8 protein-coding genes are annotated in these 12,542 nt (G+C 69.5%); 5 read left to right on the top strand and 3 right to left on the bottom strand.

All coding sequences use genetic code 11. The features are described from left to right. Positions 1-142: 142 nt before the first annotated feature. The 3 genes from ABD361_RS06050 to ABD361_RS06040 form a co-directional block, all read right to left on the bottom strand. Positions 143-1,006, bottom strand: a complete 864-nt coding sequence (locus tag ABD361_RS06050) for an FG-GAP repeat domain-containing protein (protein WP_344433709.1) — start codon at positions 1,004-1,006, stop codon at positions 143-145. 126 nt (positions 1,007-1,132) lie between these two features. Next, a complete protein-coding gene (locus ABD361_RS06045) occupies positions 1,133-2,056 on the bottom strand; it encodes an FG-GAP repeat domain-containing protein (RefSeq protein ID WP_344433708.1) in 924 nt (307 codons plus the stop codon). A 149-nt stretch (positions 2,057-2,205) separates the two neighbouring features. Continuing rightward, positions 2,206-6,192 (bottom strand): GH92 family glycosyl hydrolase, encoded by a 3,987-nt coding sequence (locus ABD361_RS06040; protein WP_425583156.1) that lies wholly within the window; start codon positions 6,190-6,192, stop codon positions 2,206-2,208. A gap of 399 nt (positions 6,193-6,591) precedes the next feature. On the opposite strand from ABD361_RS06040, the gene ngcE reads away from it, so the two are divergent. From ngcE to ABD361_RS06015, 5 genes are all read left to right on the top strand, one after another. Further along, positions 6,592-8,022 carry an N-acetylglucosamine/diacetylchitobiose ABC transporter substrate-binding protein gene (ngcE, locus tag ABD361_RS06035; protein ID WP_344433707.1) on the top strand — a complete coding sequence of 477 codons (1,431 nt, stop codon included), beginning with the start codon at positions 6,592-6,594 and terminating at the stop codon, positions 8,020-8,022. 12 nt (positions 8,023-8,034) lie between these two features. After that, complete coding sequence (locus ABD361_RS06030) at positions 8,035-8,952, top strand: carbohydrate ABC transporter permease (protein ID WP_344433706.1); 918 nt, start codon at positions 8,035-8,037, stop codon at positions 8,950-8,952. Next, positions 8,952-9,857: a carbohydrate ABC transporter permease gene (locus tag ABD361_RS06025; protein WP_344433705.1), complete on the top strand. Its 906-nt coding sequence runs from the start codon at positions 8,952-8,954 to the stop codon at positions 9,855-9,857. The genes ABD361_RS06030 and ABD361_RS06025 overlap by 1 nt, the downstream gene beginning before the upstream one ends. Before the next feature lie 212 nt (positions 9,858-10,069). Beyond that, positions 10,070-11,269, top strand: a complete 1,200-nt coding sequence (locus tag ABD361_RS06020; RefSeq protein WP_344433703.1) for an ROK family transcriptional regulator — start codon at positions 10,070-10,072, stop codon at positions 11,267-11,269. A 165-nt stretch (positions 11,270-11,434) separates the two neighbouring features. After that, entirely contained in the window at positions 11,435-12,541 is a 1,107-nt protein-coding gene (locus ABD361_RS06015) for a substrate-binding domain-containing protein (RefSeq protein WP_344433702.1), read from the top strand. Position 12,542: the final 1 nt, after the last annotated feature.

The following is a 12,542-nucleotide window of genomic DNA, read 5'->3' as shown; positions in this document are numbered from 1 at the left end:
ACAAAAATGACGCGAAACAGTCGTAGTCTGTCGCGATTTCGTCTAGATCATCGCATGGGCCTGTGACACCGAAACAGGGCCACGCCCCCTGCGCGGGGACGCGGCCCTGTGAGCGCGCCGGACGGTGTTCCGGCGCTGCCGGTCAGAACATCGTGACGTACTGGTCCCAGCCGCCGCCGATCTTCGTGCGGTTGTCGAAGGGGTCGGTCTGGTTCCCGTTGCCGTGGTACAGCCACAGCACGCCGGCCTTGTCGCGCGCCAGCAGATCGCTGCGCCCGTCACCGTCGACGTCACCGGTGCCGACGAGCGTGTTGTACGTATTCCAGCCGCCGCCCACCTTCACACGACTGGCGAAGGGGTCGTTCGTGTTGCCGGTGCCCTTGTAGAACCACAGGTCACCGTTGCGGTCCTTCGCCACCATGTCGGCCTTGCCGTCGCCGTTCAGGTCGCCCTTGCCGACGATGTCGGTGAACATGTCCCAGCCGCCGCCGACACGGATGCGGTCGCCGAGCGTGCCGTCCGGGTGCGCCAGGTAGAGCCACAGCACGCCGGCCTTGTCCCGGGCCAGGATGTCGGACTCGCCGGCACCGCCGACGTCACCGACGGACAGCAGGCGGTCGTAGATGTCCCAGCCGCCGCCGATGCGCTTCTCGCCGAGGTCACCGTTGTACCAGAGCGAACCGTCCTTCTCGCGGGTGTAGAGCCCGTCGGAGACGCCGTTGCGGTCGTGGTCGACCTGCAGTGCGGCGGTGATGTCCTGCCACCCGAAGGTGACGTAGGTGGCGTCCTCGAAGTTGCCGCTGCCGTTGGGCTTGTAGGAGTAGAGATTCCCCGCTCCGTCGGCCCCGAACAGCTTGTAAACGGGTGCTTCGGGGGTGGGTTCAACGATCGGGCGGGGATCGGCGACGGCAGTGCCCGCCGCCGCGGTGGCAAGAGCCGCAGCTATCGCCGCGACGGTGAGGCGCGTAAGGGAGCGACCGCTCTTACGGCTGGAGGTGTGGACCACTGATGCTCCTGAGGAGGCGGAAGGGACGCGACAACAGTAATGAGGCGCTGCGCATGCGCGAGAGCCGCGCCCCGGAGTGGGGGCGCGGCTCATGGGCGTTTTCTGAAAGCCTGCCGAGCAGACCGGTCAGAACATCAGGCGGAACTCGTTCCAGCCGCCGCCGATCTTGGTGCGGTTGTTGAAGGGGTCGCTCTGGTTGCCGTTGCCGGAGTACAGCCACAGGACGCCGGACTTGTCGCGGGCGAGCAGGTCGCTGCGGCCGTCGTGGTCCACGTCGCCCGTACCGACCAGGGTGTTGTAGATGTCCCAGCCGCCGCCGACCTTGACCCGGCTCTCGAACGGGTCGTTCGTGTTGCCGGTGCCCTTGTAGAACCACAGGTTGCCGCTGCGGTCCTTGGCGACGATGTCGTTCAGGCCGTCGCCGTTGAGGTCGCCCCGGCCCGCGATGTCGGTGTACTGGTCCCAGCCGCCGCCGACACGGATGCGGTCGCTCAGGGTGTTGTCCGGGCGGGCCAGGTAGAGCCACAGCACGCCGGACTTGTCCCGGGCCAGGATGTCGGACGGGGAGGCCCCGCCCAGGTCACCCGGGGAGAGCATGCGGTCGTAGATGTTCCAGCCGGGGCCGATGGCCTGCTTCGGCGCATCGCCGCCCGGGTAGAAGAGCAGCTTGCCGTCGAAGCCGCGGAGGTACTGCCCGTCGGTGCGGCCGTCCCGGTCGGTGTCGACCTGGATGGCGGCGGAGACGCCGTCCCAGTTGCTGCCGGAGAGCGAGCGGTCCTCGAAGTTGCCCCGTCCGTTGGGCTCGTAGTCCCAGAGGAGGCCGAGGTCGTCGACCGCGAGCAGCGAGAAGGACGGGTTGCTGCCCGAGAGGATGCCCTGCGGCGCGGCGATGCCCTTGCGGGGCGCGGCCTTGGGCTTGGCGGTGCCCGCCTTGGCGGTGGCCTTGGCGGCCGTGCCGGCCGGGGCGGTGGTCGCCGGGGCGGCGACGGCGGTGCCGGCGGCCGTGCCCATGAGGGCGACGGCAATGGCGGCGGTCACGACACGCGACATGACACGACCGCGCTTACGGCCCGAAGTGTGGGTCACATGGACTCCATCAGAATCGAAAGACAAATAGGGGTTTAAGTCGCTGAAAGCGTGGCTCTCACCCGATGTGGTGATCTTTTCATACCCCCAAGGGTCCGCAAACAGCTTTTGCGTCACATTGCTCCCGGCCGCCCCAGCAGCTCAACCTCCGCCAGCCGCGCCGGTGCCCCGCCCTCCGGCAGCAGGCGGTAGTGGCGGTACGTTGCCGGCGTGCGCAGGGCGAAGACGCGCGTCTGGTGGTCCCACGTGAAGGGCTCCGCCGTGCGGTGGTCGACCTCCGTCCACGTCCTGCCGTCCGGCGAGCCCTCCAGTACCCACCCCCGTGGGGCCTTCGTCCGGTCCGACGACGTCAGGGTGTACGACGTGACCTGCGACCCCTCCCGCACCGTGACATCGGCCGCAGTGAACGACGCGTCCGTCAGTGACGTGTTGTCCGTCAGTGCCGAGCCGTCCGGCACCGTGACGTCCACCGGTGGCGCCGGGGGTTCGTTCCCCCGGGTCAGGGACGTCGGGCCCGCGTCCGGGCCCGTTGCCCAGCGGGACGGGCGCGGGCCCATGGTGAAGTCCAGGACGGCACCCGCGGCCAGGAGGGAATGCGGCAGGGCCGTGGAGTTCCAGGGGCGGCCGTTGACGCGCAGGCCCTGCACGTAGAGGTTGCGGGCGCTGTTGTGCGGGGCGCGGACGACGAGGGTGCGGCCGTTGTCCATGCGGACGGTGGCCTTCGTGAACAGCGGTGCCCCGATCGCGTACTCGCCCTGGCCCGTCACCAGCGGGTGGAAGCCCAGCGCGCCGAAGACGTACCAGGCCGACATCTCCCCGTTGTCCTCGTCTCCCGGATACCCCTGGCCGATTTCGCTGCCGAGGTAGAGCCGGGTGAGGACCTCGCGGACCTTCTCCTGCGTCTTCCACGGCTGACCGGCCGCGTCGTAGAGGTACGCGATGTGGTGCGGCACCTGGTTGTTGTGGCCGTACATGCCCATGCGGACGTCCCGGGCCTCGGTCATCTCGTGGATGACGCCGCCGTAGGAGCCGGCGAACTCCGGCGCGCCGGTCTCGGGGGTGGCGAAGTAGGCGTCGAGTTTGACGGCGAGGGCGGCGCGGCCGCCGTACAGGTTCGCCAGGCCCCGCGTGTCGTGGGGGACGGCGAAGGCGAAGTTCCAGCCGTTGCTCTCGGTGTAGTCGTGGCCCCACACGCGGGGGTCGTACGCGTCGGGCGCGAGCCGCCAGGCGCCGGAGGCGTCGCGGCCCTGGAAGAAGCCGATGCGCTTGTCGAAGAGGTGGACGTAGTTCCGTGCCCGCCCGAGGAAGTACTCCGCTTCCTCGCGGTAGCGCTCCTTGTGCGTGCGCGCGTACAGGGCCTGTGCCATGCGTCCGATGCCGAAGTCGTTGAGGCAGCCCTCCAGGGCCCAGGACAGGCCTTCGCGGGTGCGGGTGCTCGTCCAGCCGAGGAAGGGGGAGGTGTCCATGCCCTTGCGGCCGGTGCCGGGGTCGGCGGGGAGGACGGTGGCGTTCTTCAGGGCCGCCTCGTACGCCGCCTCCGCGTCGAAGGGCACGCCCTTGACGGCGAGGTCGGCGAAGGCGACGTCCGAGCTGGTGCCGGTCATCAGGTCGGCGTAGCCGGGGGAGGACCAGCGGGAGATCCAGCCGCCGTCCTTGTACTGCTGGACGAAGCCGTCGGCGAGCTGCCCGGCCCGGCGCGGGGTGAGCAGGGAGTAGGCGGGCCAGGTGGTGCGGTAGGTGTCCCAGAAGCCGTTGTTGACGTAGACCTGCCCGTCGACGACCTTCGCGCCGGTGCGCGTCGGGGTGGCCTCGCCGGCCGGCGGGGAGAAGGGGCTGGCGTAGCGCGGGCGGGGGCGGGCGGGGGTGCCGGTGTTCTCGGAGCCGGAGTTGGGATACAGGTACAGGCGGTAGAGGCTGGAGTAGAGGGTGGTGAGCTGGTCGCGGGTGGCGCCCTCGACCTCGACGCGGCCGAGAATTGCGTCCCAGGCGGCGCGGGCCCGGTCGCGGACGGCGGCGAAGGCGCTGCCGGCGCTCCCGGCGGGTATCTCCTGGTGGAGGTTGGCCTTCGCCTGGTCGAGGCCGATGAGGGAGGTGGCGATGCGCAGCGTCACGGTGCGGTCCCGGCCGGGGGCGAAGCGCAGGTAGCCGGTGACGCCGTCGCCCGCGTCGCCGCGCAGCATGCCGCTCGCCGTGACGGGCGCGTCGAAGACGCCGTACACGAAGAGCCGGCCGGCGCCCGTCGACAGGCCGCTGCGGACATCCGACCAGCCGCCGAAGGAGGCGTGGGCGGGGTCGAGGGTCAGCCCGCCCTGGTTGCGCACGTTGTCCAGCAGGACGGACGCGTCGTCGCCGGGGAAGGTGAAGCGCATGATCGCCGCGTGGTCGGTGGGGGCGATGTCCGCCTTCAGACCGTTCTCGAAGGTCACGCCGTAGTGGTGGGGGCGGGCGCTCTCGCGCTCGTGGCGGAAGGGCAGGGCCCTGGCCGCGCGGCCGGCGGGTGGCGTGCCCGCGGCGGCCGAGGGCATGACCTGGAAGGTCTGCCGGTCGCCCATCCAGGGGCTGGGTTCGTGGCTTGCGCTGAACGCCTGGATCGCCGGCAGGTTGTCGGCGTTGTTGGCCGCGGCGTACTGGTAGAGCCAGTCGGTGGAACCGGCGTTGGTGACCGGGGTCCAGAAGTTGAAGCCGTGGGGCACGGCAGTGGCTGGAAAGGTGTTGCCGCGGGAGAAGTTGGGGCCGGAGTTGGTGCCGCGCGTGGTGAGGGCCCAGTCCGCCGGGTGGGCCGGGGGCCGCTCGGCGGGGGCGGGGGCGAGCACGATGTCGTCCACCCAGCCGCGGAACGTCGCGGGGCCGGTCGGCGCGTCGTACGCGAGCAGGATGCGCTCGACGGTCCTGCCGGCGGCGACGGCACCGATGTGCGCCTCCTTGTTGTTCCACTGGTTGGGGTAGAGCGTCTTGGAGGCCGCCTGGCCCTGCGGGGTCAGCGGGGCGCCGTGCCGGTCGACGGCGCCGAGGTCGCTGAGATACGTGCCGTCGCTGAAGGCGAGGTCGACGGCGACGTGCGTGGCCGGGTAGCGGGCGTCGGCCTCCGGCATGGCCGGGAAGATCTTGTACGACAGCACGGTGCGCGCCGTGACCTTGGTGTGCACGGCGAAGACGCGGTTGTACGAGTAGGCGCGCCCGGTGGCCAGGTGGGTGCCCCCGTAGCGCAGGGCGTGGGTGCCGGTGAAGCCGGCCCGGGCCTTGGCCGTGGGGGAGCCGGTGGGGCCCCGGTCGGGGCGGGTGCGCATGTCGGCGGGCGGCGGCGTGCCCGCGGCGTCGGTGGCCAGCTGCACCTCGGCGAGCTGGGTGAGGGGCTCGCCGCCGTTGCGGGTGATCTCCAGGCGGTAGTGGCGGTACGGATGGCCGCCCCCGCCGGGGCCGGGGGAGCCGCCGGGGCCGGGCGAGCCGTCGCGCCCGGGGGAGCCGTTGCGCCCGGAGGATCCGCCGGGGCCGGAGGAGCCGTTGCGCCCGGGCGAGCCGCCGGTGACAGCGAACTCCCGCGTCTGCAGCCGCTTTTCGAAGGTCTCGTCGCGGCGCGAGTCCAGCGTGGTCCAGCTCCGGCCGTCGTCGGATCCGGCGAGCGTCCAGGCGCGCGGGTCGCGGCCGGGGGCGTCGTTGGCGGAGGTCAGGGCGTAGCGGACGGCAGCGACGGGCTCGCTGAGGTCGAACTCCAGCCAGGCAGTGGGCTGGAAGGCCAGCCACTTGGTCGTGGGCTCGCCGTCGACGAGGTTCTCCTTCACCTCACCGGCCTCGGTGTTCTCACCGCTGGCCCGGACCGCCACGACCTTGTCGGTGACGTTGCCCGGTATGCCGTGCGCGTCGTCGCCGTTCACGCCGGAGGCGCGCCGGCGGCCGTCCGGGCCGGTCTCGACGGTGTCGAGCCAGTCGGGTTGCGGGTCGCCGGGCTCGAAGGAGGAGGCGAAGCGTTCGGTGGCGGTGTGCTCGGCCGCCATTGCGGGAAGTGCCTGAAGGGACGTCATCGCCACCACCGCGGTGATGAGCAGAGCGAGGGGGCGGGTGGTTCCGTGGTGCCGGTTGCGTCTGCGGGGTCTGTGGGGCATCCCATGCCTCTCCGCCGTCGGACAACGTTGTCAGTCATCTCGCGCAGAGACCAGTAGGGCGTGAGGGGCCAGAGGTGTCAAGGGTCGGGAAAGCCCGGAGAGAGGTCTCAACTCGGGAAAGACTCACGGTCGAAGATGCTTACGATCTTGCCCAGTTGATCGGAGTGGACTATACCTGTCGAACAGTCCGGGGCGGCGTATCGGCCGCCCCGCGGACCCCGGGGGAGAGCGGCGGGCGGAAGCGCCGCGGGGGATTCCCCGGCGCACACCCAGCACCCAGCACCCAGTACTCAGCACCAGGCTTCAACCGATCCGCGGTGTCCGGCCCTTCGGCGGTGGCGAGATGCGCAAGGGAGACCGCTGCACCGCCCGAGTCGCCAAGAAGGCGAGGACTTGAGCATGGGAGACACCCCCGCATTCAGCCGGCGCGACCTCATTCGCAGGGCCGCGGCCCTGGGAATCGTCGCGGTGCCCACCGTGAGCCTGCTGACCGCCTGTGCCAGCGGTGACAGCGGAAGCGGCAACCAGGTCGACAAAGGGCACAAGAGCGCGCGCAATCCGCTCGCCGTCAACGAGTCCGCACCGCTGGAAGTCGTCATCTTCGACGGCGGGTTCGGGCAGCAGTACGCCAAGGACGCCGAGGCCGAGTACAAGAAGGCCTTTCCCCAGGCCCAGGTGAAGCACTCCGCCACCCAGGAGATCCAGACCCAGCTCCAGCCCCGCTTCAACGGCGGCACCCCGCCGGACCTCATCGACAACTCCGGTGCCAAACAGATGGACAGCGGCACCCTGGTCGCCAAGAAGCAGCTCACCGACCTCAATGCCCTGCTGGACGCGCCCTCCTACGACGACCCGTCGAAGAAGGTCCGCGACACCCTGCGCCCCGGCGTCGTGGAAATGGGCCAATTCGACGGCGACGAGACGTGGATCCTCTACTACGCCTACACCGTCTACGGCGTCTGGTATTCGAAGACCAACCTCGCCAAGCTCGACGCGCAGTACCCCGAGACCTGGGACGAGATGCTCAAGGTCTGCGAGGCGGCGAAGAAGAAGGGCATCGCCGGCTGGACGTACGCCGGGAAGTACCCCTATTACATCCCCTTCAGCCTCTACCCCTTCATCGCGAAGATCGGCGGCGTGGAGGTGCTGAACCGCATCGACAACCTCGAGCCGAACGCCTGGAAGGACCCGGCGGTCAAGGCGGCCTTCGAGGCGTACTACGAGCTGTACAAGAAGGGGTACATCCTCCAGGGCTCCCCGGGCCTGACCCACATCGAGTCGCAGACCGCCTGGAACCAGGGCAAGGCCCTGTTCATTCCCAACGGGTCCTGGGTGGAGCACGAGTCGCAGAAGACGACGCCCGAGGACTTCCGGATGGCCGTCGGCGCGCCGTCGGGCCTCGACAAGAGCGACAAGATGCCGTTCGGCACCATCTGGGCCTCCGGCGGCGAGCCGTTCATCGTGCCGAAGAACGCGAAGAACCCGCAAGGAGGCATGGAACTGCTGCGCATGATGCTGGGCAGGCAGTCCTCGCAGAACTTCATCAAGTCCGTCTCCTCCCTGACCTCCTTCAACGGCGGCACCGACGGCCTCACCCTGCCGCCCGGCCTCGCCTCCTCGCAGGAGGCCCTGGCCAAGGCCGGCAAGAACGTCGTCAACCCCCGCATCCAGGACTGGTACGTCGCCCTGCAGAAGGAGAAGATCGGGGTGGCGGCCCTCGGCGAGATGATGGCCGGCCGGCTCACCCCCGACGAGGCCATCGTCAAGATCCAGCGCTTCGCCGACGACACCGCGAAGGACAGCTCCGTCAAGAAGTACCGGCACAAGTGAGCGGCGGCAGCCATGCAGCACGGTAAGTACCGCTTCATCGCGGGGTTCCTCGCCCTGCCGCTCGCGATCTACGGCGTCTTCGTCGTGTCGCCCTTCCTCCAGGCCATCTACTACTCCTTCACGGACTGGACGGGCCTCAGCCCCGACTTCACGGTGACCGGGCTGGAGAACTACCGGCGGCTGTGGAACGACGACATCTTCTGGACGGCCGTCGGGCACAACGTCGTGCTGCTGCTGGTGCTGCCGCTGGTGACGCTCGGGCTGGGGTTGTTCTTCGCCTTCATGCTCAACGTCGGCGGCCGCCGCAGGAGGAACGCGGCGATCGCCGGCGTGCGCGGCTCGAACGTCTACAAAATCGTCTACTTCTTCCCGCAGGTCCTCTCGATCGCCATCGTCGCCCTGCTCTTCCAGTTCGCCTACAACCCCAACAGCGGCGCCCTGAACTCCTTCCTCGGCGCCGTCGGCCTCGACTCCGTGCGCCCGGAATGGCTGGGCGATCCGGACCTCGCGCTGTGGTGCGTGATGGTGGTGATGGTCTGGAGCAACGTCGGCTTCTACGTGGTGCTGTTCTCGGCCGGCATGAGCGCCATTCCCCGGGACTTCTACGAGGCCGCGCTGCTGGACGGCGCGAACCGCCTGCAGACCTTCTTCCGCATCACCCTGCCCCTGCTGTGGGACACCGTGCAGACGGGCTGGGTCTACATGGGCATCATGGCCCTGGACTCCTTCGCCGTCGTCCAGATCATGACCATCGGGCCCGGCGGACCGGACTACTCCACCGAGGTCCTCTCCTTCTACCTGTACACCAAGGCGTTCCGCGACGGGCAGGCCGGCTACGCGACCACGCTCGGCGTCGCGCTGCTCATCGTCACCCTCCTCTTCGCGGGCATCGTCCTCAAGCTCGGCCGGCGCGAAAGGCTGGAGTACTGATGGCCGTCACCACCAACGGGGCCGGGGAGCCGGCGGACAAGCGGGGGACCGGGCGCGGGCGCCGTCGCGGCGACGGCGAGGGCGGCGTGCTGAACGTCTTCTCGCACGGCGTGCTGCTGCTGTGGGCGCTGATGGTGACCATGCCGCTGCTGTGGGCGGTGATGAGCGCCTTCAAGACGGACAAGGAGATCTTCACCTCGCCCTGGTCGCTGCCGGGCGGCCTGCACGTCGACGCCTGGGGCCGGGCGTGGTCCGAGGCGCACATGGGCGAATACTTCCTCAATTCGCTGATCGTGGTGGCCGGTTCGCTCTTCGGGACGATGCTGCTCGGCTCGATGGCGGCCTATGTGCTGGCCCGGTTCACCTTCCCGGGAAACCGTTTCGTCTATTTCCTCTTCGTCGGCGGGATGAGCTTTCCCGTCATCCTGGCGCTGGTGCCGCTGTTCTTCGTCATGAAGAACCTGCAGCTGCTGAACACCTATCCCGGGCTGATCCTGGTCTACATCGCCTATTCGCTGCCGTTCACGATCTTCTTCCTCAGCGGCTTCTTCCGGACCCTGCCGACGTCCGTGGCCGAGGCGGCGATGATCGACGGGGCCTCGCACACCCGGACCTTCTTCCAGGTCATGCTGCCGATGGCCAAGCCCGGACTGATCAGTGTCGGGATCTTCAACTTCCTCGGCCAGTGGAACCAGTACCTGCTGCCCACCGTGCTCAACGTCGGCGACGACCGGATGAAACTGCTGCCCCAGGGCCTGGTCGCGCTGGCGGTCAGCCAGGGGTACAAGGGCGACTGGTCAGGGCTCTTCGCGGGCCTGGTCATGGCGATGCTGCCGGTCCTCGCGGCCTACATCGTCTTTCAGCGGCAGGTGCAGGCGGGGCTGACGGCTGGTGCGCTGAAGTGATCCCCGGCGGTGGGCCATGTCCCCGGGCCGCCCCCCGGCATGGCCGGGGCGTGGCCCAGCCCTTACGCTGTGACGTCAAGCCCTTGACGGGTTGAGCGCCCGGCGGCTGAGCTTAGAGTTCACATGTTGTAGGGATGGCCGGGCTCCAGAGCCGTAGCCCGGCCCCGGGGGCGGCGGTCGTGCCGGCCCCGGCGAGGCGGGAGTGGATGGGCGTGGAGACTCCGGGGTCGCAGTCGTCGCTGCACCGGGCCAACCTGGAGCGGGTGGTCCGGGCCGTACGGATGGCGGGCTCGCTGACCCAGGCGGAGATCGCCCGGACCACCGGGCTGTCGGCCGCAACGGTCTCCAACATCGTCCGCGAGCTCAAGGACGGCGGCACGGTCGAGGTCACCCCGACCTCCTCCGGCGGCCGGCGGGCCCGCAGCGTCTCGCTGGCGGGCGACGCCGGCATCGTGGTCGGCGTCGACTTCGGCCACACCCACCTGAGGGTGGCCATCGGCAACCTCGCCCACCGGGTGCTGGCCGAGGACGCCGAGCCGCTGGACGTGGACGCCTCCGCCGAAGCGGGCCTGGCCCGGGCCGAGCACCTGGTCCGGCTGCTGATGACCAAGGCCGGCATCGACCCGTCCAAGATCATCGGAGTGGGGCTGGGCGTCCCCGGTCCCATCGACGTGGAGTCCGGAGTGCTGGGCTCGACCGCGATCCTGCCGGGCTGGGCCGGCACCAACCCCCGCGACGACCTCAGCGCGCGGCTCGGCGTCCCCGTCCACGTCGACAACGACGCCAACCTCGGCGCGCTGGGCGAGCTGGTGTGGGGCGCGGGCCGCGGCGCGAGCGACCTGGCGTACATCAAGGTGGCCAGCGGCGTGGGCGCAGGGCTGGTGATCAACGGGCAGATCTACCGGGGCCCGGGCGGCACCGCCGGGGAGATCGGCCACATCACCCTCGACGAGTCCGGGCCGGTGTGCCGCTGCGGCAACCGCGGCTGCCTGGAGACCTTTGCCGCCGCCCGCTACATCCTGCCGCTGCTCCATTCGGCCCACGGGCCCGACCTGACCGTGCCGCGGGTGGTCGAGCTCGCCAAGGACGGCGATCCCGGCTGCCGCCGGGTGATCGCCGACGTCGGGCGGCACATCGGCAGCGGCGTGGCGAACCTGTGCAATCTGCTCAATCCCCGCCGGGTCGTCCTCGGCGGCGACCTCGCCGAGGCGGGCGAGCTGGTGCTCGCGCCCATCCGCGAGTCGGTCTCGCGGTACGCGATCCCCAGCGCCGCCCGGCAGGTGGAGGTCGTCCCCGGGGCCCTGGGCGGGCGCGCCGAGGTGCTCGGGGCGCTGGCGCTCGTGCTCAGCGAAATGGGCGACTCCTCCCTTTTGGACGACACTCCTCCCGCGCAGGCGCCGCAGTCGGCCTGAGCAGGATCCCCACCCGGACCGCGCGCCTGTTGAGTTCACGCAGATAACGAATGGCATCGTTGCCATCTCGTTAAGGATTTACTTCTTGACGCTTCTTTGGCGTCCGAGTTGACTTCCAGCCACCTCGGCCGCAACGACGCGGCCTCGTCAGGGAGGTATCTGCAAGTGAACGCACACCTGCGTCGCGCGGCCGTCGCCGCCGCCACCGTGTCCTTGGCCCTGGGAATGGCCGCCTGCGGCAGCGCCAAGGAAGCCGGTGGCGGTGGGAAGAAGGCGGACAAGAAAGGCCCGATGACCATCGGCCTGCTGCTGCCGGAGAATCAGACCGCACGGTACGAGCGCTTCGACCGGCCGCTGATCGAAAAGAAGATCAAGGAACTCGCCGGCTCGGACGCCGTCATTCTTTACGACAATGCCAAGCAGGACGCCTCCGTCCAGCAGCAGCAGGTCGACACCATGATCACCAAAAAGGTCGACGCGCTGATCATCGACGCGGTGGACGCGAAGTCGATAGCGAGCTCGGTGAAGAAGGCGAGCGACAAGGGCATTCCGGTCGTCGCCTACGACCGCCTCGCCGAGGGCCCGATCAAGGGATACACCTCCGTCGACAACGAGCGCGTCGGGAAGATCCAGGGCGAGGCCCTGCTCCAGGCGCTCGGCGACAACGCCGGCAAGGGCCAGATCGTGATGATGAACGGCTCGATCACCGACCCCAACGCCAAGATGTACAAGGACGGCGCCCACTCCGTGCTCGACGGGAAGGTGAAGATCGGCAAGGAGTACGACACCAAGGAGTGGAAGCCGGAGAACGCCAACGAGAACATGAAGGGCGCGATCTCCGCGCTCGGCAAGGACAACATCGTCGGCGTCTACTCCGCCAACGACGGCATGGCCGGCGGCATCATCACCGCCCTGCACAGCGCCGGCTTCGACACCCTCCCGCCCGTCACCGGCCAGGACGCCGAGCTCGCCGCCGTCCAGCGCATCCTGACGGGTGAACAGTTCATGAGCGTCTACAAGCCCTACAAGCCCGAGGCCGACGCCGCCGCCGAGCTGGCCGTCGCCCTCGCCCGCGGCAAGGACGCCGCCTCCGTCGCCAAGTCCACCGTCGACAGCGGCACCCAGAAGAAGGTCCCCGCCGTCATCGTGACCCCCTTCTCCCTGACCAAGGCCGACATCGCCAAGTACGTGGGCCAGGAGGGCTTCTTCACCAAGGACGAGATCTGCACCGAGAAGTACAAGGCGCAGTGCGACGCGGCCGGACTGAAGTAAG

Source organism: Streptomyces luteosporeus (assembly GCF_039532865.1).
In the GTDB taxonomy this organism is placed as follows: Bacteria; Actinomycetota; Actinomycetes; order Streptomycetales; family Streptomycetaceae; genus Streptomyces; species Streptomyces luteosporeus.
The sequence above is the reverse complement of the archived record's forward strand: the minus strand, read 5'-3'. Positions and strand labels throughout refer to the sequence as shown.